Raw genomic sequence first — 21,151 nt, 5'->3', positions numbered from 1 at the left:
TTGAGCCCGATCCCGCGCCCGGCACCACACACCTACCGTCGGACCATGACCTCCACCACCCCGAAGTCCTTCCTCGCGGCCCTGTCCGGCCTGTTCTGCTTTGTTTTCGTCGTCGGTGGCGCGAGCGGCCTCCTGCACGAGTGGTTCGGCTGGATCCACTTCATGGGCTTCGTGCGCTTCCTCGTCCCCGGCGGCTACGAGATCTACAGCTACGTCGTCATGATCGTCCTCGGCCTAGCGGTGGGCGTGGCCGGTGACACCGTCGCCCGGCGGGGTCGCAGGTGACCGCGAGGGTGAGGTGTATCTCCCCAGCGGACACGAGCAGATCGGTCCGATCTGAGGGGGGCGACGCCAAGCGTGACTCGTGACTATGACGCCTCGGACACCCGGCCCGCCAGGGGCGGACGGCCTCACCGACGTGGGGCCGGTGAGGCCGCTCGCCCGGCCCCCGGCCACGAGAGCCCGGCCGCAGGAGAAGGGGAACGGCGGTGCCCGCCTTCGACGGGACCCACCCAAGATCCTGTCCGGGATCGGTGATAGATCGGTGAATCCGGCCGGCAGCCGGTCCCTGGAGGCCGCGTTCGCGGCCTCATCGTCCCAAGGCCCGATCGCGATCCACCGCCCCTTTCCGGTCGCCGGTGCCGGTGAACGGGCCGTGGCCTCCGAAGGCCAGGGCGGCGAAGCGCTCGCCGATCCTGCGGTGGCCGGCGGGGTCCGGGTGGAGCTCGTCGGGCAGCGGCAACTCGGCGTAGTCGGCCTCGCCGTACAGGGCGCGACCGTCCAGGTAGTGCAGGTTCGGGTCGTCCCGGTGCGCGATGAGACGGGTCAGCTCGTCGCGGATGACGGTGAGCGTGAGGCGTCCGTCCTCGCCATCCTGCGGGACGGCCACCGAGCGGAACGTCAGCCGCCCGCCGTCGAAGTGCGGTGCGATGGGGCCGGGGGTGTCCTCAAGGAAGGGACACAGGATCGGCGAGACGACCAGCAGGGGCGTGCCGGGGTGGCCTTCGCGGATGGTGTCGAGGAAGCCGTGCACCGCCGGGCCGAAGGCGCGCAGGCGCATCAGGTCGTGATTGACCAGGTTGATGCCGATCTTGACGCTGACCAGGTCCGCGGGGGTCTCGCGCATGGCGCGGGCGGTGAACGGGTCGAGCAGGGCGTTGCCGCCCAGGCCCAGGTTGATCAGCTCCACCCCGGCTCGGGTGGCGGCCAGCGCCGGCCAGGTGGTGCTGGGGCCGTCGGCGGCCGAGCCGTGGCTGATGGAGCTGCCGTGATGCAGCCACACCCGGCGGCCCCCGCCGGAGGTGGCCGTGAGCGGGGCGTCGGCGCGCAGCGCGACCAGCTCGGTGATCTCGCGCAGCGGCAGCCAGATCTCCACGTCCTTCTCGCGATCGGGCAGGCCGGTGAACCGGGTCGTCCGCTCGGGGGTGGGCGCGCCGGTGAAGCGGGCCGTCCTCTCCCGGACGGGCCGGCCGGTGCCGGTGCCGGTGACGGTGGCGGTGCTCCGGCCGGTCAGGTGGCCGTCGACGAGCAGGTCGTAGACACCGTCCTCCGGCTCGGGGAAGCCGGGATGGATGACCTTGGTCGGCAGCACGTCCAGCTCGATGACGGTGGCCCGGGTGCGGAAGGCCAGGCGTACCCCCGAGGGCTGGGCCTCCACGGAGGCGAGGTAGGCGTCGGGGAACTGGGCGCGGGCGCGGGCCGGCAGCCGGTGCGGCAGCAGGCCGTGGTCGGTGCGTTCCAGCTCCAGCGCGCCGCGTACGAGGTCGGGGGTGATGGGGATGTCGATCACTGGGTCACCTTCCGGAGGAACCCGGTCACGTTGGCCGCTGTCCTGTCGATCTTCTCCTCAAGGGTGAGCGACTCGGGCATCCGCCCGCCGGGTCCGACGTCCTTCTTGCCGCGCAGGTAGAGGGAACAGGCCAGGTCGGTGCAGATGTAGGCGCCCACGGAGTCGCCGTTGCCACCGGTGCGGCGGGCGGTCATCAGCGACACGCCGTCGCCGGTGTGCGTGGTCAGGCAGAGCGAGCACATGCTGCGCCGTACGTGCCCGGCATGCGGGGAGGCCCGCCGCAGCGCCACCCCGACCAGCCGGTCGCCGTGCTCGGCGACCAGGTAGGTGCGGCCGGGGGAGGAGGGGTCCTGCCAGCCGAGGAAGTCCAGGTCGTCCCACGGCCGGGCGTCAAGGTCCCTGGGGACGGCGAGACGCTTGACCTCGCCCTTGGTGCAGTTGACGAAAGAGGCACGGATCTCGTGTTCGGAAATCGCTCTCATAGCTGAAAAGCTAGCTCTAGTATGCTGAGACAGCAAACTATTAAGTTTTTTCCTAGGACTCCTAGGTAACCTAGGGGAGAGGATGGCGCGTGGCGCGTGCCGGAGTGACCGTCGAACGGCTGGCCGAGGCGGCGGCGGAGCTCGCCGACGAGGTGGGGCTGGCAAACGTGACCGTCTCGGAGGTCGCGCGCAGGTTCGGCGTGAAGGACGCGAGCCTGTACTCGCACATCAGGAACGCGCACGAGCTACGGGTCCGGGTGGCCGTGCTGGCACTGGCCGAGCTCGCCGACCGGGGCGCGGCGGCGCTGGCCGGCCGGGCGGGCAAGGACGCGCTGGTCGCCTTCGCCAACGTCTATCGCGACTACGCCAAGGAGCATCCGGGCAGGTACGCGGCGACGCAGGTCGAGCTCGACCCGGAGACCGCGAAGGCGAGCGCGGCGCGCCGGCACTCGGACATGACGCGGGCCATCCTGCGCGGCTACGCGCTGGCAGAGCCCGACCAGACCGACGCGGTCCGGCTGCTGGGCAGCGTCTTCCACGGGTTCGTGAGCCTGGAACAGGCGGGTGGCTTCCGCCATCACCCGCGCGGCGCGGACGAGTCCTGGAGCCGGGTGCTCGACACGCTCGACGTCGCGCTCCGTAGCTGGCCGACGGGTGCGGACGACGCCGACGCGAGCCGCACACCGTGACGGCGAGGGCACGAACGCGGCCGTGTGGCCGGACGTGGCCGGTGCCCGCCCCGCGCGAGCCGTACGCCGTGATGGCGGGCGCGCGAACGCGACCGCGCGGCTGGACGTGTCCGGTGCCCGCTCCGCGCGAGCCGGGTCCCCCTGCGTACGGGGACCGTGCTGACGATCGGGGTGTCGGACGGCGGCTACTCCCCTTCGTGCTGATTCCACGATCCGTGCGGCTCAGGCCCTGGTCAAAGCACCCCCTGAGGTGAGGAGCCGCCCGGGGACCCGCCTAACCTGGAATGACGAGGGGAGTACTTCCCAAGAGCCGATCCGGTCAGTACGGACGTTTCGCAACGTCCCCGGACGGCCGCCCGCAGGCGCAGGCGAAGGAGACCTCGAACAGCCGAGCGCGTTCGAGGAGGGTTCATGCCCGCCGAGACGATCCTGTCGGCAGCCGATCTCGAAACGATCGGCTCGCCGAAACTGTGGGCGATCACCGTGGCCGCTTTGGTGTCGCTGCTGGCCGCGGACTTCGCGGTGACCCGGCGCCCGCACGAGGTGCGGATGCGCGAGGCGGTGGGCTGGTCGATCTTCTACCTGGCACTGCCGCTGATCTTCGGCGTCTACGTGTGGGGGGCCTTCGGATCCGGCGTGGCGACGGAGTTCTTCACCGGCTACATGGTGGAGAAGTCACTGTCGGTGGACAACCTGTTCGTGTTCATGCTGCTGCTGTCGGCCTTCGCGGTCCCGGCCGCGCTGGCCCAGCGGGTCCTGCTGTACGGCATCATCGGCGCGCTGGTGCTGCGCGCGATCTTCATCGCCTTGGGGGCGGCCGTCCTGCAGAGCGGCACCTGGGCGTTCCTGCTGTTCGGCGGGATACTGATCGTCACCGCCTGGAAGATCCTTAAGGACGCACTGAGCGGGGAGGACCAGAAGGTCGACATCTCCGCCATGCGCTCGGTCCGGCTGCTGCGGCGCTTCATGCCGGTCACCGACGACTACCACGGCTCCCTCCTGACCGTCCGCCACAACGGCCGCCGCGCCCTGACCCCGCTGGCCCTGGCCATCGTGGCCGTCTTCGCCACCGACATCGTCTTCGCCGTCGACTCGGTGCCCGCGGTGTACGGCGTGACCGAGGACCCCTTCATCGTCTTCGCCACCAACGCCTTCGCCCTGCTGGGCCTGCGAGCGCTCTACTTCGTGCTCATGGGCGTCCTGACGAAACTGCGCCACCTCAACCACGGGCTCAGCCTCATCCTGGCCTTCATCGGGACCAAACTCGTCCTGCACTGGGCACACGGCATCTGGACATGGGTCCCGGAAATCCCCACCCTGGCCTCACTGGGGTTCATCATCGCCGTCCTGCTCACCGTCACGATCACGAGCGTGCACGCCAACCGCCGCGACGCCAAGCCCGCCCCCTCACCCGCCGAACGCGAACCCCGTTCGCGACCGGGACACTGACGGACAGGACCCGCCGGAGGTCCGTTCCTCCGGCGTACGCCCTCACCGAGCAGTCATCGGGAAGTCATCGGGCGCGGAGGGCAGAGCCCGCCGACGCGGAGTACCCGGTGACGTTCGCCCTCGGGACGCGCACAGGACGCTCACGCTCACGCCCGCGCTCATGCCCGCCAGCACCCCGGCGGGCACGCCCGAGCCCATCCCCACGAGCACGCCGACGACCACCCCCGTGACCAGCCGCGCGATCACGCCCACGGCTGAGAACACGGCCAGACGTACGATCACGCCCACGGCTACGTCTCGTCCGCCGGGCCGAGGCGCTCCTCCAGACGTTCGAGCCTGAGCAGGACGGGCCGCAACTCCTCGCGTACGGCCGCCGACAGGGCGCTCGCCGCGCCGGTGGGCAGGGCCGGGGAAGGGGCGGCGGCGCTCCGTGTCTGCGCGCGCAGGTGGACGTATCCGGCGAGGGCGGCCGAGACCGCGTGGCGGGTGAGCCGGTGCTCGGCACCCAGCTCCCGCAGGATGCGCCCGGCCGCCCCGTCCGGTTCGGCGATCAGCCCGAGAAGCAGGTGCTCGCAGCCGACGTAGTTGTGGCCGAGTGAGGTGGCCTCGGTGACGGTCATCTCCAGGGCCGCCGCCGCGGACCCCCCGAAGGTGAGCTCGGTCTCGGCGGCACCGGCCGTGGCCGCTGCGTCGAGGCCGAGCCGGTCCAGGCGACGGCGCACCTCCTCGGGGTCGATCTCCAGGGCGCCGAGAACCTGGAGCGCTAGGTTGCCCCCCTCGGCGAGCATGCCGCCCAGCAGGTGCTCGGTGCCGACCTCGGCCGCGCCCAGGGCCCTCGCCTGCTCCACCGCCAGCTTCACCACCTCCCGGGCCCTCGAGGTGAACTGGGTGAGGCGCGCCGTCAGGTCGTCGAGGTCGGGGGCGCCGAGCGCCGTCTCGCGGATGGCGGTCACCCGCCGTACGGCCTGCTCCAGAGCCCGCTGGCACACGGCGGAGACCGGCACGCCCGCCTTCTTCACCGCCTCGGCCAGCTCGTCCGGCAGGTAGATATTGATCTTCGGCATTGCATCTCCCCTATGGGGTTACAGGAGGGTTATAGCTCATTGATAACCCCAAAGGAGGCGCTTGTCCAGCGACTGTCCGTCTCCGTCTAGCGCGTCCTCCGTCTAGCGCGTCGCGCCGGTGAGGAAGCGGGTGATGCCGGGGGAGAGGGCGGCGCCCCTGGTGGAGAGCCATGCCAGGTGGTTGCGGCTGGTGAAGGCGGCGAGCCTGCGGGCCTCCAGCCGCGTGAGGTCGCCGGACCCGGCCAGTACGGGTGTCAGGGCGATCCGGTTCCAGGCGGCGCTCTCGCCCAGGGAACGGGCTATCTGCGGGTGCGCGGCGCGGACGGCCGAGGCGATCGGGCGCAGGCGGCCTCCGGATCCCGGGACGCTGTCGACGGGCGCGAGGAGGTTGACGGCGGCGATCTCGGCGCCCGCCGACCGGGTGGCCCGGAGCATCGCCTGGTCACCGGAGGACAGGCCGGTCCTCGTGACCGGGAGGGTGAAGCTCACCGTGAGGGAACGGCCCTCGCGGGCGGCCTCGCGCTGCAGGGCCGCGATCGCCCTGGCCCGCCGCAGCACGGTGGCCTCACCCGTCGGGGCGTGGACCTCGAAGTCGATGTAGGTGGCGTCGAAGGCGCCGATCGCCCGGCGGTAGGCGGCGGTGAGCCTGGCGAGATCGGAGCAGGCCGAGGCGAGCTCGCGCCCCGTGGGACCGCCGAAGGCGAGGCCCGCGTTCCCGCCCGCGGCGCGCAGCGGGGCGAGCCGGTTGGCGACCGGATTGCCGCCCTGTTCCTGGAGCCCGCCCCACTTGGGCACGCAGCCCTTCTGCCCGGCGGTGAGGTGGCCCAGCGTGAACCAGCGCACCTGGCTTCTCCTGGCCTCCCTGGACAGGTTGAAGCGCGGCTCGCGGACCGCGTCCACGAACGTCACGAACCCCGACGGGCGCGCGACCGCCGGTGTGGGCGACGGCTCGGCCGTTGTCGTTGATGCCGGGCCCGAGGGCGTCGCCCTCGGCTCGATCCGGTCGGCGGCGGCCCACTCGCCCTGCGCCCTGGGGGGCAGCAGCCAGATCGCGGTCCCGGTGCCCGTGGCGAGCAGGATCGAGGCGAGCACGACGAGGGGCCGGGGCGGAGTGCCGGGCTCGCGGGTCCGGCGGGTGTCGGGGCGGTCGGTCGCCACAGGCATGGGATCCCCTCCTCGACGGCCAAGGGGTGATCGCTATGAGTGGTCGATCCGCTACCCGTTGCGTCAGAGGGCAGAACGTTAGCAAGCGTTCCCGCCACGGCGCGGGCTTTCTGCGGATGCCGTCCGGAGTGCCCGGATAATGGTTCTCATGAAGTTGAGGATCTTCACTGAACCGCAGCAGGGTGCCACGTACGACGAGTTGCTGACGGTCGCGCTGGCCGCGGAGCGGCTCGGGTTCGACGCCTTCTTCCGTTCCGACCACTACATGCAGATCTGGCCCGGCGACCCGGGGCCCGGCTCCACCGACGCCTGGACGACTCTGGCGGGCCTGGCCAGGGACACCTCCACGATCCGTCTCGGCACCCTGGTCACGCCGGTCACCTTCCGGCTGCCCGGCCCGCTGGCGATCAGCGTGGCCCAGGTCGACCAGATGAGCCGCGGGCGGGTCGAGCTGGGCCTGGGCACCGGCTGGTACGACGCCGAGCACATCGCGTACGGTATCCCGTTCCCGCCGATCGGCGAGCGGTTCGGCCGGTTCGAGGAGCAGCTGGAGATACTGGTCGGGCTCTGGACCACGCCGGTGGGGGAGACGTTCTCCTTCGAGGGCGCCCACTACAGGCTGGCCGACTCGCCCGCGCTGCCCAAGCCCGCGCAGAGCCCGAAACCGCCGATCATCATCGGCGGCACCGGCGCCACGCGCACCCCGCGCCTGGCCGCCCGGTTCGCCGACGAGTACAACGTGCCGTTCCGCACCCCGGAGGACACCTCGGAGGCCTTCGACCGGGTCAGGAAGGCGTGCGAGGCCGAGGGCAGGGAGCCGATCGTGCTCTCCGCCGCGCAGGTCGTCTGCGTCGGTTCCGACGACGTGGAGATCGCGCGGCGGGCCGGGAGGATCGGGCAGGACCTCGCCGCGCTGCGCGCGACGGGCCTGGCGGGCACCCCTGCCGAGGTGGCCGAGAAGATCGGCCGGTTCGCCGAGCTGGGCGCCGAGCGGATCTACCTGCAGGTGCTGGACCTGGACGACCTCGACCACCTGGAGCTCATCGCGGACGAGATCCTGCCCCACGTGTAGGCCACGGTAGGCCATGGGCCTCGGCGTCACCGCTCACGGGCAGGCCGCTCCTCCCCGGTCCCTCCCCGGTGCCCACGGTCACCGTGTCATCGGCGACCCGGTGGACCGGCTCGGCGGGGAGGCGCCTGTCACCGGTGGACCGGCTCGGCGTGCGTGCGCGCCGCCCACGGGCGAGCCGGTCGCGGACCGGCTCGCACCCGGCCGCGAGCCGCCCCGGCGGGCGCTCGCGGTCCCGGAGCCCTTGATCCTGGCCGAACGAGCTGACCGGCGACGCCATCCAGGTCGACATCCAGGTCGACGCGGTGGTGGACCCGTTGCCCGCGGCGAAGATCGCCGAGTACGTGGAGCCGCGGCCTCGGGGCGCCCGGATCCGGTTCGGCACCGGCCTGGCGATCCGGGCCGGGGACGCCGCGCTGTCCGGCGGGCGCGGCGCGGCGTCCCCGGCCTGCGGGATCCCCCATTCGGGGACCTCCCGCGACGACCCGGACCGTGCCGTCCACGGCCGGTGGTCGTGCCGGGTGGATCCGGAACCGTCAGCCGATGGTCGTGTCGTGTTGGTCTGGGCCGTTAACCGATGGCCGTCCCGGTCGGCGTGCGGCACACTGAACCGGGTGTTGCTGACGATCTCCACCACCCTGCGACCCGCCACGGACCTCGGGTTCCTGCTGCACAAGCATCCCGACCGGGTCCAGGAGTTCGGGCAGTCGTACGGCGTGGCACGCGTCCTCTACCCCGAGGCGGGCGAGGAGCGCTGCACGGCCGCGCTGATGCTCGACGTCGACCCGATCCGCCTGGTGCGCTCGCGCGACCGGTCCACCCCCGACTACACGCTGGGCCAGTACGTCAACGACCGGCCCTACGCCGCGTCGTCGCTGCTGGCCGTGGCGCTGGCCGACGTGTTCCGCACGGCGCGCACCGGACGCTGTCACAGCCGTCCCGAGCTGGCCGCCGGTCCGATCCCGTTGGAGATCACCCTGCCCGTGCTGCCGTGCAAGGGCGGTCCCGAGCTCGCGCACCGGCTGTTCGAACCGCTGGGCTGGAGTGTCGAGGCGACCGCCCTGCCGCTGGACGAGGAGTTCCCCGAGTGGGGCGACTCCCGCTACGTGCGGCTGGTGCTGCGCGGGGAGGTCCGCCTGGCCGACGCGCTCAACCAGCTCTACGTGCTGCTTCCGGTGCTCGACGACGCCAAGCACTACTGGGTGGCCCCCGACGAGGTGGACAAGCTGATCAAAGCGGGCGCGTCGTGGCTGGCCGCCCACCCCGACCGGGGTCTGATCACCCGCCGCTACCTCGGCCGTCGCTGGGCCCTCACCCGCACCGCCTTCGCCCGCCTCGCCGAGATCGGCGACGACGTGGAGGAGGACCTCGAACCCCCCGTCGAGGAGGACCCCGCGGCCGACCCCGCCATCGAGGGCTCCGCCGGGGGAGACCCTGTCGAGGAGGGCTCCATCGAGGAGGGTTCCGCCGACGAGAGTCCCGTCGCGGGAAGTTCCGTCGGGGAAAGCGGGGAAAGCGGGGAAAGCACCGCCGAGCGGGGTTTCGTCGCGGGGAGCCTCGCGGCGGAGACCTCCGCCGTACCGGGGGACGGCCCCGTCGCGGGGGCGCCCCCCGGTACACCCGCCACCACCTTCGGCGGAACCGGCGCGCCGGACGAGGTCCTCCCGGCCGATGCCCCTCCTGCCGAGGGGGAGGCGCAGACGGGTGCCGCCAGGCGGCCACTGAACGCGCTGCGCCTGGAGGCCGTGCTCGCCACGCTGGACGGGCTGGGCGCGAGCACCGTCATCGACCTCGGATGCGGCTCCGGCCGCCTGGTCGGGGCGCTGCTCGAACGGCCCCGCCTCACCAGGGTGGCCGGGGTGGACGTGTCCGCCCATGCACTGGCGCTCGCGGCCAGGCGCCTGAGGCTCGACCGGATGCCCGAGCGCCGGAGGGAGCGGCTGGAGCTGTTCCAGGGCGCGCTGACCTACACCGACCCGCGGTTCGCCGGGTATGACGCCGCGGTGCTGATGGAGGTCGTCGAGCACGTCGATCCGCCGCGCCTGGACGCGCTGGAGCGGGTGGTCTTCGGAGCCGCCCGGCCGGGGCACGTGATCGTCACGACCCCCAACGCCGAGCACAACGTCCGCTACGAGTTCCTGAGCGGTATGCGCCACCCCGACCACCGCTTCGAGTGGACCCGCGCCGAGTTCCGCGCGTGGGCGGCGAAGGTGTGCGGCGAGTACGGCTACCGCGTCGCGTTCCTGCCGATCGGCGACGACGACCCCGAGGTGGGACCGCCCACCCAGATGGCCCTGTTCGGCCTCGCGGGCGCGGAAGAGCCCACGAGCGCGTCAGCCGCCCCCGCTCCCGGTCCAGGTTGCGGGAGTACGGAGGGCTCCACAGGCACGGAAGGGCTCGTGAGCACGGGAGGCACGGAAGGCTCTGTGAGCACGGGAGGTCCCGTGAACGCTGGTGGTTCCGTGAGCACGGAAGACACGGAAGGGCTCGTGAGCACGGGAGGTCCCGTGAGGGCGGATGGGCCGGTGGGCACGGGAGACGCGGGAGACGCGGGAGGTGGAGATGACTGAGATCGCCGTACCGGAGATGTCGCTGGTCGTGCTCGTGGGAGTGTCCGGTAGCGGCAAGTCGACCTTCGCCGCCAGGCACTTCGCGCCGACCCAGGTGATCTCCTCCGACTTCTGCCGGGGCCTGGTCGCCGACGACGAGAACGACCAGGCCGCCACCCCCGACGCCTTCGACGTGCTCCACTACATCGTCGGCACCCGCCTGCGGCGCGGGCTGCTCACGGTCGTGGACGCCACGAACGTCCAGTGGGAGGCGCGCAAGACGCTGATCGAGCTCGCGAAGTCGCACAACGTACTGGTCGACGCGATCGTCCTGGACGTGCCGGAGGAGCTGGCGGTCGCGCGCAACGAGACCAGGCCCGACCGGGATTTCGGGGCGCGCGTGGTCACCAGGCAGCGTAAGGACCTGCGCCGTTCGATGGGCAAGATCTCCCGTGACGGTTTCCGCCGGGTCCACGTGCTGCGCGGGGCCGAGGAGATCGAGGCCGCCACGGTCGTCACCGAGAGGGCGTGGACCGACAGGCGCGAGCTGACCGGCCCGTTCGACATCGTCGGCGACGTGCACGGCTGCCGCGCCGAGCTGGAGGCGCTGCTGCGCGACCTCGGCTGGGAGGTCGACCCCGGCGGTGCGGGCGCGGTGCACCCCGAGGGCAGGACGGCGGTGTTCGTCGGCGACCTGGTGGACCGGGGGCCCGACTCGCCGGGCGTGCTCCGGCTGGTCATGGGCATGGTCGCGGCCGGGACCGCGCTGTGCGTGTCGGGCAACCACGAGCAGAAGCTGGCCCGCGCGCTCAACGGCCGCAAGGTCAGGGTGGCCCACGGCCTCCAGGAGTCGCTGGACCAGCTGGCCGCCGAGCCGGAGGGGTTCAGGCGGGAGGCGCTGGCCTTCATGGACGGGCTGATCAGCCACTATCAGCTCGACGGGGGCAGGCTCGTCGTCGCCCACGCCGGGCTCAAGGAGGACTACCACGGCCGCGCCTCCGGCAGGGTCCGCTCCTTCGCGCTGTACGGCGACACCACCGGCGAGACCGACGAGTACGGCCTGCCGGTGCGCTACCCCTGGGCGCGCGAGTACCGGGGCCGGGCCATGGTCGTCTACGGCCACACCCCGGTTCCCGAGCCCGAGTGGATCAACAACACGATCTGCCTGGACACCGGGGTGGTCTTCGGCGGGCGGTTGACCGCGCTGCGCTACCCGGAGCGGGAGATCGTCTCGGTGCCCGCCGAGCGTGTCTGGTACGAGCCGGTCAAGCCGCTGACCGCCCCCGGCCACCGCGACCCCGGCCTGCTCTCCGTCGACGACGTGCGGGGCACCCGCCACATCGAGGTGCGCCACGGCGGTGGCCGCATCAAGATCCGCGAGGAGAACTCGGCCGCCGCGCTGGAGATCATGAGCCGGTTCGCGGTCGACCCGCGCTGGCTGGTCTACCTTCCGCCGACGATGGCGCCACCGGAGACCTCCCGCCTCGACGGCTACCTGGAGCACCCGGCCGAGGCGTTCGCCGAGTTCGCGGCGGCCGGGGTGACCCGGGTGGTGTGCGAGGAGAAGCACATGGGCTCGCGGGCGGTGGCCGTGCTGGCCGCCGACCCGGAGGTGGCGGCGGCGCGGTTCGGGATCGTCGACGGCACCTCCGGGGCGGTCTACACCCGTACCGGGAGGCCGTTCTTCGCCGACACCACCGAGCTGGTCGACAGGCTCAGGCGGGTGTGCGCGCCGCTGATGGAGGAGCTGGGGTCCGGCTGGATCGCCCTCGACTGCGAGCTGCTGCCCTGGTCGGCCAAGGCCGAGGGGCTGATCCGCGGCCAGTACGCGTCGGTGGGTGCCGCGGCCCGCACGGTGCTGCCCGAGGCGATCACAGTGCTGGAGGCGGCGGCCGGGCGCGGTTTGGATGTGGGCGATCTGTTGGACCGCACCCGACGCCGCTCCACCAACGCTGCCCGTTTCAGGCAGGCATATGCACGTTACTGCTGGCCTGTCTCCGGGCTGGAGGGCCTTCGCCTGGCACCGTTCCAGATCCTCGCCTGCGAGGGCCGGGCGACCGCGATCCAGGAGCCGCACTCCTGGCACCTGGACCTGCTGTCCCGGCTCGACGACCCGCTGATCGCGCCGACCCGGCACGTGTTCGCGGACCTGACCTCGCCGGAGTCCACGGAGGCGGCCACGGACTGGTGGACGGTGCTGACCGCCGAGGGCGGCGAGGGCATGGTCGTCAAGCCGCTGGACCGACTGGACGGGCAGAGCCGGGTGCAGCCCGGGATCAAGGTGCGCGGGCGGGAGTACATGCGGATCATCTACGGTCCCGACTACACCGAGAGCCTGGACGTCCTGCGCCACCGGTTCCTGGGCCGCAAGCGCTCGCTCGCCCTGCGCGAGCACGCGCTGGGACTTGAGGCGCTCTCCCGGCTGGCCGAGGGGGAGCCGCTGTGGAGGGTGCACGAGGCGGTCTTCGCCGTGCTGGCCCTGGAGTCCGAGCCGGTCGATCCCCGCCTGTAGTCCCCGACCGTGGTCCCTGCCCGTGGTCCCTGCCCGTGGTCCCTGCCCGTGGTCCCTGCCCGTGGTCCCTGCCCGTGGTCCCCGGCGGCCGGTCCCGCCGACGCCGGGGACCACGGGCGGGGAACGGGAGAGCAGGGGGCGAACACCCGGGAAGATGGGCTAGGTTCGCCTCGTGCCGTCCCAGGACCAGGAAAGTACCCCGCCCGCGCGGGCCACGGCCCGGCCGACCCGCGCCGAGATCGAGGCGGCCGCGGAGACGACGATCGAGGACGTCCTCGGGCCCTCGCTGGACGTGCTGTTCTGCGGGATCAACCCCGGCCTGTACTCCGCGGCCACCGGCCACCACTTCGCCCGCCCCGGCAACCGCTTCTGGCCCGCGCTGTACCGCTCGGGCTTCACCCCCCGGCTGCTGTCCCCGGCCGAGCAGGACCTGCTTCCCTCGTACGGGCTGGGTATCACCAACGTGGTGCGACGGCCCTCCGCGCGGGCGGCGGAACTGTCCGCCGAGGAGTTCCGCGCGGGCGGAGAGCGGTTGGTGAGGCTGGTCGCGGAGGTCCGGCCGAAGGCGCTGGCGGTGGCGGGGGTGACCGCCTACCGGCAGGCGTTCGGCGTGCCCAAGGCCGTGATCGGGCCGCAGGGGTCCCGGATCGGCGGCGCGGCGGTGTGGGTGCTGCCCAACCCGAGCGGCCTGAACGCGCACTGGACGCTGGACGGGATCGCCGGGGAGATGCGGCGGCTGCGGGAGTCGCTCGCCTGACCGTCCGGTGCGAGCGCGCGGCGGGTCGCGCTCGCCCGGAGCCGATCGGAGACGGAACGGAAGCGGATCAGAACGCGGCCGGGGGGCCGACCCGGCCGGAGCGCATCCTGGAGCGTCCCCGCCCCCGGCGGAGCATGGCCAGCACCGCCATCACCAGCCAGGCGAAGAAGATGAACTTGAGCACCCCGAACCCGCCGATCAGCACCCCGGCCACCATCACCAGGATCACCAGGGGGAAGAACGGCGGCCCGCCGCGGTGGCCCATGCGGTGGTGGCTCCAGCCCGGGTGGTGACGGCGGCCTCCGGGCCGGTGGTGGCCCCAGGGGTGGGTGTGCGCGCGGTGCCCCCGGCCCGGACCCCACGGCGCGTCCGGACCCCACGGTCCCCCACCGGGACCCCAGGGGGCTCCCGCGCCCCAGGGACCCCAGGTGTTCTCGGACTCCTCCGGCCGGGGGTCGCGCGGGCCGGGAAGGTCCGCGCTCACCCGGGCCAGCTCGCCGCCCGTCCGCGCGGACAGGGTCAGTTCGAGGCGCTCGTCGAGCTCCTCACGGGTCAGGCGGCCCTGCACGTAGTGCTCGCGCAGGGACTCCATCGCCGCGTCACGCTCGGCGTCTCCGATGCGGAGGTCGTCTCGGGGGGTCATGGTCGGGTCACTCCTCGCCGGTGTCGCCGGTGTCGCCGTCGGCCAAGATCTGGTAGAGCCTGCGGCGCGTCTCGACCAGGGTCTGCTTCGCCTGCCGGATCTGCGTATCGCTGCCGGTCTGCAGGATCTGGAGCATGGCGAACCCCGACTGGCGGGTGATGTCCATCAGCTCCCAGGTGCTGTCGTCGACCTCGGGCGTCATCTCCTCCCACGGGGCGCGCACCTCCTCGGGGTGCTCGGCCACGTAGGCGCGCCCGGCGTCGGTGAGGCTGAAGGTCTTGCGTCCCTCGTTCTCCTCGGACAGGACCAGGCCCTCGTCGGTGAGCTGCTGCAGGGCCGGGTAGACCGCTCCCGGGCTGGGCTTCCAGCCGCCCTCGCTGCGCCGCTCGATCTCCTGGATGATCTGGTAGCCGTTGTGCGAGGACTCGGTGAGCAGGGCGAGGATCGCGGCGCGGACGTCGCCGCGCTTCGCCTTGCGCCCGCGCCCGAACGGCGGCCCGCCGAAGGGGCCCCCGCCGAACGGGCCTCTGCCCCCCCTGCCGCCCCGGCTGAAGTCCCAGGGGAACCCGCCGCCGAAGGGGAAGGGGCCGCGGTGACCGCGGTGCCGGTGCCCGTGCGGCCCACCCTCGTGGTGCTCGTGGTGCGTGTGGTGCGGCGCGCGGGGGCCGTGCTCCGGGCCGCCCTCGTGCCATCCGGCGGCCATCTGCCGCCAGGCCTCCCTGGCCGCGCGCTTCATCTCGCGCCTGACCTCCGGGGACCCGAATCCGGCCCAGGGGCCGCCCATCGCGTTGGACGATGTCATTTCGTTACCTCCATGCCGCGATCGTCTTTTGATCGCTCTCGATGCTTCAAAGATATATCGAGAACATTCTGATGGCAACCTCATGTCACGAAATAGGGGTTCTGGGGTGTATATGATCGTTAGAGGTTTTTGGGAGTACGCCTCCCCCCTCTCCGTCGAGTCCGTACGCCGTTGAGCTGGGACTTTTCCGCGAGCGGGCCGGAGTGGCCGGGGCGGCCGGGCCTGCGACGGAGGGTCGAGGGGCTCGTCTCGCCGCCCTCCGGGCCCCTTTCGCGGCCCGTCACCGAGAGTGAAAATTCGTTACCCTACGTAGAAGTGAGGCAGATCACGTAATTCTTGCCGGATTCTGGAACAAGTGCTGAGACCTGCACGTTACAAAGGACGTGGACGGGATTCGTTCCGCACCGGAAGGGCTGGGGGGTGCTTTCGGTGCGGAACGGTCCCGTCTGTCGTTTCCGCACGTCCCCGCTTGATCGCGACCCTCCCGGATGCGCGTCCCGGCCCGCCGGTGAAGACGCCCGGAGGGCTTCCCGAGGCGACGCCTCCCGGTCGACGTCCCAGGCACCATTCGCCCGTTCCATCCGTTCCGCATTCATAGGAAGATGCGGATGGCAGTCACCTTTTCGTGAAGGGACGGGGAGATCGAAGCGGACCGTCGTCGCCCTCGGGCGACCCTGGAACCGGCTGGAAACGATCAGCGCTCGCGCGCCGGGGCCATCCCGCCCCCGCGACACGCCGATGGGGTGAAATGGCACGGTCCTCCATCAGGGGGAGGCTTTGACGTACAGTCTCCCGGGGTGATCTTGATGGGGGTGTTTGACCGATGATGGGGCATACGCACGCGCTAACGGGTGCGATTGTCTGGCTGGGGGTGGCTCCCGCGCTGGCCGCGCTGCCCCTGCTGACCGAGACGTCCAGGTTCATCGAGACCGGTGTCATGGTCAACGCGCTCAATCCGGCCGAGTTCGTCGCCGGGGCCATCATCTGCGCCGGTGCCGCGATGCTGCCGGACCTCGACCATCCGAGTGCGACGATCGCGCAGACGTTCGGGCCGGTCACCTGGGCTCTGAGCAAGGCGGTCTCGTGGCTCGCCGGGGGACACCGCAACGCCACCCACTCGCTGGCGTTCGCGATCGGCATGGGCTTCGGCGCGCACTACCTGGCCAACACCTATCCGATCGGCCGCGACATCCTGGTGATCCTGCTCATCGGCCTGGCGCTGCGGTCGATCGGCATCGGCATCCCGGGCAAGAAGTTCGCCTCGGCGATGCTCAACATCGGCATGACGGCCGGGCTGTTCGTGGTGTTCCGCAGCGACAATGTGGAATACGCCTGGCTGGGGCTGGCGGTCGCGATCGGTTGTGTCACCCATGTCCTGGGTGACTGCTGCACCGAGAAGGGCTGCCCGGTGCTCTGGCCGATGCGGCAGAAGTGGCTGCTGCCGTGGAAGATCGGCATCAAGACGGGCCGCGCCTTCGAGCAGAAGTTCCTCGCCCCGGTGCTTTCCGTCGTCGTTCTCGGGCTGCTGTACCTCCGTCTCGCTCCACAGTGATCATACTGGTGAGTAATTTGATGTCGAGATACCCGGAGGGATATCTTGATGTCGAGACATCCGCTGCAACATGTGCTGAGTGACCTGGAAGTTAGGCAGACCTAACAGGTCAGGGCGCTCGGGCGGTGCGGCAGGATTCAATCGCGCCCTTTGTGCCGGCGCGCCAGACATCAGGTGATGAGGGAGGCGACCCGTGTCCGCGAACAGCTTTGGCAGCCGTGACACGCTCCGCGTCGGTGACGCGGGATACGAGATCTACCGGCTGGACGCCGTGGAGGGCTCGGGGCGTCTCCCGTACAGCCTGAAGATCCTTCTGGAGAACCTGCTCCGTACGGAGGACGGCGCGAACATCACCGCCGACCACATCCGCGCGATCGGCCAGTGGGACCCGGAGGCCGCCCCGAACGTGGAGATCCAGTTCACGCCGGCCCGCGTGATCATGCAGGACTTCACCGGCGTCCCGTGCGTCGTCGACCTGGCGACCATGCGCGAGGCCGTCCGCGACCTCGGCGGCGACCCCGCCAGGATCAACCCGCTCGCCCCGGCCGAGATGGTCATCGACCACTCGGTCATCGTCGACTTCTTCGGTGGGAACGACTCCTTCCAGCGCAACGTCGACAGGGAGTACGAGCGCAACCGCGAGCGCTACCAGTTCCTGCGCTGGGGCCAGACCGCCTTCGACGAGTTCAAGGTCGTCCCGCCGGGCACCGGCATCGTGCACCAGGTCAACATCGAGCACCTCGCCCGCGTCGTGATGGTCCGCGACGGGAAGGCGTACCCCGACACCTGCGTCGGCACCGACTCCCACACCACCATGGAGAACGGCATCGGCGTCCTGGGCTGGGGCGTCGGCGGCATCGAGGCCGAGGCCGCGATGCTCGGCCAGCCGATCTCCATGCTCATCCCGCGCGTGGTCGGCTTCAAGCTGACCGGCAGGCTCCCCGCCGGGGCCACCGCCACCGACCTGGTCCTCACGATCACCGAGATGCTCCGCAAGCACGGCGTCGTCGGCAAGTTCGTGGAGTTCTACGGCGACGGCGTCTCCAGCGTGCCGCTGGCCAACCGGGCCACGATCGGCAACATGAGCCCCGAGTTCGGCTCGACCTGCGCGATCTTCCCGATCGACGGCCAGACGACCGACTACCTCACGCTGACCGGCCGCCCCGCCGAGCAGGTCGCCCTGGTCGAGGCCTACGCCAAGGCCCAGGGCATGTGGCTCGACCCCGAGGCCGAGGAGCCGGTCTTCTCCGAGTACATCGAGCTGGACCTGTCCACGGTCGTCCCGTCGATCGCCGGTCCCAAGCGGCCCCAGGACCGCATCGCGCTGTCGGACGCCAAGAGCGCCTGGCGCGCGGCCGTCAAGGACTACGTGTCGAGCGAGCAGGGCCCGCTCGACGAGGCGTCCGGTGAGTCGTTCCCCGCCTCCGACCCCCCGGCGGTCTCCCGTCAGGGCAACGGCGACAAGCCGCACCCGGCCGGTCTCAACGGCGAGCGCCCGCACAAGGTCGTGCGGGTCACCCTCGCCGACGGCACCGACTTCGAGATCGACCACGGCGTGGTGACCATCGCCGCGATCACCAGCTGCACCAACACCTCCAACCCGTACGTCATGATGGGCGCCGCGCTGCTCGCCAGGAACGCGGTCGAGAAGGGCCTGACCCGCAAGCCGTGGGTCAAGACCTCCCTCGCCCCCGGCTCGCAGGTCGTCACCGGCTACTTCGAGCGCTCCGGCCTGCAGCCGTACCTCGACAAGATCGGTTTCAACCTGGTCGGCTACGGCTGCACCACCTGCATCGGCAACTCGGGCCCGCTGCAGGAGGAGATCTCCGCCGCCATCCAGGAGAACGACCTCGCGGTCACCGCCGTGCTGTCGGGCAACCGCAACTTCGAGGGCCGGATCAACCCCGACGTCAAGATGAACTACCTGGCCTCGCCGCCGCTGGTCGTCGCCTACGCCCTCGCGGGCACCATGGACCTCGACCTGAACACCGAGCCGCTGGGGACGGGCTCGGACGGCGAGCCGGTGTTCCTCGCCGACATCTGGCCGGCGCCCGAGGAGATCGCGGCGGTCGTCGCCTCCTCGATCGACCAGGAGATGTTCCTGCACGACTACGCCGACGTGTTCAAGGGTGACGAGACCTGGCGTTCGCTGCCGATCCCGACCGGCAACACCTTCGAGTGGGACCCGGACTCGACGTACGTCCGCAAGGCCCCCTACTTCGAGGGCATGCCGTCCGAGCCGGAGCCGGTGACCGACATCTCCGGGGCCCGGGTGCTCGCGAAGCTGGGCGACTCGGTCACCACCGACCACATCTCCCCGGCGGGCGCCATCAAGGTCGGCACCCCCGCCGCTGACTACCTGAAGGAGCACGGCGTCGGGGTCAAGGACTTCAACTCCTACGGCTCGCGCCGGGGCAACCACGAGGTCATGATCCGCGGCACCTTCGCCAACATCCGGCTGAAGAACCTGCTGCTCGACGGCGTGGAGGGCGGCTACACCCGCGACTTCACCGTCGAGGGCGGCCCGCAGTCCTTCATCTACGACGCCTCGGCCAACTACCAGGCCGCCGGCATCCCGCTCGTGGTCCTGGCCGGCAAGGAGTACGGCTCGGGCTCCTCGCGCGACTGGGCGGCCAAGGGCACCGCGCTGCTCGGCGTCCGCGCCGTCATCGCCGAGTCCTACGAGCGCATCCACCGCTCCAACCTGATCGGCATGGGCGTGCTGCCGCTGCAGTTCCCCGAGGGGGAGACGGCGCGGTCGCTGGGCCTGACCGGCGAGGAGACCTTCGACGTCGTCGGCGTCGAGGCCCTCAACGAGGGCGGCGTCCCGCGGACCGTGACGGTCAGGGCCGACGGCAAGGAGTTCCAGGCGGTCGTGCGCATCGACACCCCCGGAGAGGCCGACTACTACCGGCACGGGGGCATCATGCAGTACGTCCTGCGCTCCCTGCTCGCCAAGAGCTGAGCAGGGGGGCGGGGCCGCACGTAAGCCTCGCCCGCATGGGGGCACACCCCAGACGAGAACCGCCCGGTGGGACACCATCCCGCCGGGCGGTTCCGTGTTTTCCAGGCTTTTCGAGGACACCGAGCGGCGGGGTTTCCAGGAGCTTTCGAGAGGGCCGGGACCCGGGGGCACCGAGATCGCGGAGCCGCCGGGGTTTCCGGGGGGCGTCGCGGGGGAAAGGGGCCGCGGCCGGGTGAAAGAGCGCCGTACCGCGCCGGAAACGGGCAGGTCAGAGCCGCGATCCCCGGAGCGGCGGGGGTATCGGGAGGGTAAAGGGCCGGATGGCCCCGAGGTGGTTAAGAGCGCGTTTCTGGATTGTTACCGGCCACAACAAACTTTACCTCTGAGGGGTCTGGCGCTCCAGGCCAACGGCGGAATACGTTGCCGCAAACAACATTCAACGGAACGGTGAGCCGAGACCCGGCACAGCCGTACCCGCGAATTCGGCATGCCGCACGTCCGTACCCCCCACTTTCGAAGAAAGGACCCGTGCACCATGCGCAAGGGGATCCTCAGCCTTACCGCCGCCGCCGCGGCGATGACCCTCGGCCTCACCGCTTGCGGGAGCGACAACCCTGACACCGGTGCCCAGACCAGTGCGGCCCCCGCCGAGAGCACGGCGGCCGCCGCGGGCAAGGTGGGCGTCATCCTTCCCGACAGCAAGTCCTCCGCCCGCTGGGAGACCGCGGACCGCAAGTACCTGGAAGAGGCCTTCAAGGCCGCGGGTGTCGCCTACGACATCCAGAACGCCCAGGGCGACAAGACCCAGTTCCAGACCATCGCCGACCAGATGATCACCAACGGGGCCACGGTCCTGATGATCGTCAACCTTGACAGCGGCACCGGCAAGGCCGTGCTCGACAAGGCCAAGGCGCAGGGCGTGGCCACCATCGACTACGACCGCCTCACCCTCAACGGCGGCGCCCAGTACTACGTCAGCTTCGACAACACCAAGGTCGGCACCCTGCAGGGTGAGGGCCTGGTGAAGTGCCTGACCGACAAGAAGGCCGAGAAGCCGATCGTCGCCGAGCTCAACGGCTCGCCGACCGACAACAACGCCACGCTGTTCAAGAACGGCTACGACGGTGTGCTCAAGGCCAAGTACGACTCCGGCGACTACGTCAAGGGTCCCGACCAGTCGGTCCCCGACTGGGACAACGCCCAGGCGGGCACGATCTTCGAGCAGATGCTCACCGAGCAGCCGAAGATCGCCGGCGTCCTGGCCGCCAACGACGGTCTCGGCAACGCCGCCATCTCGGTCCTCAAGAAGAACAGCCTGAACGGTAAGGTCCCGGTCACCGGCCAGGACGCCACCGTGCAGGGCCTGCAGAACATCCTCGCCGGCGACCAGTGCATGACGGTCTACAAGGCGATCAAGAAGGAGGCCGACGCGGCGTCCGCGCTCGCCATCGGCCTGGCCAAGGGCGAGAAGCCCGCGGCGACCGGGACGGTCAAGGACACCGAGAGCGGCGCCGACGTGCCCGCCGTCCTCCTCGACCCGCAGCCGATCTTCTTCGACAGCGTCAAGGACGTCGTCGCCGACGGCTTCGTGACCAAGGACGAGCTGTGCACCGGCGAGTTCGCCGCCAAGTGCACCGAGGCCGGAATCCAGTAGGGCGTGGAGGG

Annotated in this window: 17 protein-coding genes; 10 read left to right on the top strand and 7 right to left on the bottom strand. The window is 71.1% G+C overall.

Translation table 11 applies throughout. The features are described from left to right. Positions 1-45 precede the first annotated feature (45 nt). Positions 46-285, top strand: coding sequence for a hypothetical protein (locus tag ABD817_RS13490; RefSeq protein WP_344918210.1), 240 nt, complete (start codon positions 46-48; stop codon positions 283-285). A gap of 304 nt (positions 286-589) precedes the next feature. Here ABD817_RS13490 and ABD817_RS13485 read toward each other — a convergent pair whose 3' ends face one another. After that, positions 590-1,789, bottom strand: coding sequence for a GDSL-type esterase/lipase family protein (locus ABD817_RS13485; protein WP_344918209.1), 1,200 nt, complete (start codon positions 1,787-1,789; stop codon positions 590-592). After that, positions 1,786-2,271 carry an FBP domain-containing protein gene (locus tag ABD817_RS13480; protein WP_344918208.1) on the bottom strand — a complete coding sequence of 162 codons (486 nt, stop codon included), beginning with the start codon at positions 2,269-2,271 and terminating at the stop codon, positions 1,786-1,788. Before ABD817_RS13480 ends, ABD817_RS13485 begins: the two co-directional genes overlap by 4 nt. Positions 2,272-2,360: 89 nt before the next feature. On the opposite strand from ABD817_RS13480, the gene ABD817_RS13475 reads away from it, so the two are divergent. Then, a complete protein-coding gene (locus tag ABD817_RS13475) occupies positions 2,361-2,960 on the top strand; it encodes a TetR-like C-terminal domain-containing protein (protein WP_344918207.1) in 600 nt (199 codons plus the stop codon). A 411-nt stretch (positions 2,961-3,371) separates the two neighbouring features. Next, complete coding sequence (locus ABD817_RS13470; protein ID WP_344918206.1) at positions 3,372-4,409, top strand: TerC family protein; 1,038 nt, start codon at positions 3,372-3,374, stop codon at positions 4,407-4,409. 42 nt (positions 4,410-4,451) lie between these two features. On the opposite strand, the gene ABD817_RS13465 is transcribed toward ABD817_RS13470, so the two are convergent. From ABD817_RS13465 to ABD817_RS13455, 3 genes are all read right to left on the bottom strand, one after another. Next, entirely contained in the window at positions 4,452-4,697 is a 246-nt protein-coding gene (locus ABD817_RS13465) for a hypothetical protein (RefSeq protein ID WP_344918205.1), read from the bottom strand. A gap of 2 nt (positions 4,698-4,699) precedes the next feature. Beyond that, positions 4,700-5,473 (bottom strand): Clp protease N-terminal domain-containing protein, encoded by a 774-nt coding sequence (locus ABD817_RS13460; RefSeq protein WP_344918204.1) that lies wholly within the window; start codon positions 5,471-5,473, stop codon positions 4,700-4,702. Between the two features lie 102 nt (positions 5,474-5,575). Further along, positions 5,576-6,637, bottom strand: a complete 1,062-nt coding sequence (locus tag ABD817_RS13455; protein WP_344918203.1) for a glycoside hydrolase family 18 protein — start codon at positions 6,635-6,637, stop codon at positions 5,576-5,578. Between the two features lie 148 nt (positions 6,638-6,785). Here ABD817_RS13455 and ABD817_RS13450 point away from each other — a divergent pair, with 148 nt between their 5' ends. The 4 genes from ABD817_RS13450 to mug all read left to right on the top strand — a co-directional run bounded on the left by ABD817_RS13450 (position 6,786) and on the right by mug (position 13,524). Beyond that, the gene (locus ABD817_RS13450) at positions 6,786-7,709 is read left to right on the top strand and encodes an LLM class F420-dependent oxidoreductase (protein WP_344918202.1); all 924 of its coding nucleotides are present in this window, start codon (positions 6,786-6,788) and stop codon (positions 7,707-7,709) included. Between the two features lie 302 nt (positions 7,710-8,011). Next, on the top strand, positions 8,012-10,276 hold the full coding sequence (locus ABD817_RS13445; protein WP_425583333.1) for a 3' terminal RNA ribose 2'-O-methyltransferase Hen1: 2,265 nt from the start codon (positions 8,012-8,014) through the stop codon (positions 10,274-10,276). Next, positions 10,269-12,767 carry a polynucleotide kinase-phosphatase gene (locus tag ABD817_RS13440; RefSeq protein WP_344918201.1) on the top strand — a complete coding sequence of 833 codons (2,499 nt, stop codon included), beginning with the start codon at positions 10,269-10,271 and terminating at the stop codon, positions 12,765-12,767. The genes ABD817_RS13445 and ABD817_RS13440 overlap by 8 nt, the downstream gene beginning before the upstream one ends. A gap of 172 nt (positions 12,768-12,939) precedes the next feature. After that, positions 12,940-13,524, top strand: coding sequence for a G/U mismatch-specific DNA glycosylase (gene mug, locus ABD817_RS13435; protein ID WP_344918200.1), 585 nt, complete (start codon positions 12,940-12,942; stop codon positions 13,522-13,524). Between the two features lie 67 nt (positions 13,525-13,591). Here the strand turns inward: mug and ABD817_RS13430 are convergent, their stop codons facing one another. Next, positions 13,592-14,167: a DUF1707 SHOCT-like domain-containing protein gene (locus ABD817_RS13430; protein ID WP_344918199.1), complete on the bottom strand. Its 576-nt coding sequence runs from the start codon at positions 14,165-14,167 to the stop codon at positions 13,592-13,594. A 7-nt stretch (positions 14,168-14,174) separates the two neighbouring features. Then, complete coding sequence (locus ABD817_RS13425; protein WP_344918198.1) at positions 14,175-14,969, bottom strand: PadR family transcriptional regulator; 795 nt, start codon at positions 14,967-14,969, stop codon at positions 14,175-14,177. Positions 14,970-15,792: 823 nt separating this feature from the next. Here ABD817_RS13425 and ABD817_RS13420 point away from each other — a divergent pair. From ABD817_RS13420 to ABD817_RS13410, 3 genes are all read left to right on the top strand, one after another. Next, positions 15,793-16,521 carry a metal-dependent hydrolase gene (locus tag ABD817_RS13420; protein ID WP_344918197.1) on the top strand — a complete coding sequence of 243 codons (729 nt, stop codon included), beginning with the start codon at positions 15,793-15,795 and terminating at the stop codon, positions 16,519-16,521. 193 nt (positions 16,522-16,714) lie between these two features. After that, positions 16,715-19,486 carry an aconitate hydratase AcnA gene (gene acnA / locus ABD817_RS13415; protein ID WP_344918196.1) on the top strand — a complete coding sequence of 924 codons (2,772 nt, stop codon included), beginning with the start codon at positions 16,715-16,717 and terminating at the stop codon, positions 19,484-19,486. Between the two features lie 535 nt (positions 19,487-20,021). Next, on the top strand, positions 20,022-21,140 hold the full coding sequence (locus ABD817_RS13410) for a sugar ABC transporter substrate-binding protein (RefSeq protein ID WP_344918195.1): 1,119 nt from the start codon (positions 20,022-20,024) through the stop codon (positions 21,138-21,140). The last annotated feature ends 11 nt before the right edge of the window (positions 21,141-21,151 follow it).

Origin of the sequence: Streptosporangium oxazolinicum (assembly GCF_039537505.1) — a bacterium.
GTDB lineage: Bacteria > Actinomycetota > Actinomycetes > Streptosporangiales > Streptosporangiaceae > Streptosporangium > Streptosporangium oxazolinicum.
The sequence above is the reverse complement of the archived record's forward strand: the minus strand, read 5'-3'. Positions and strand labels throughout refer to the sequence as shown.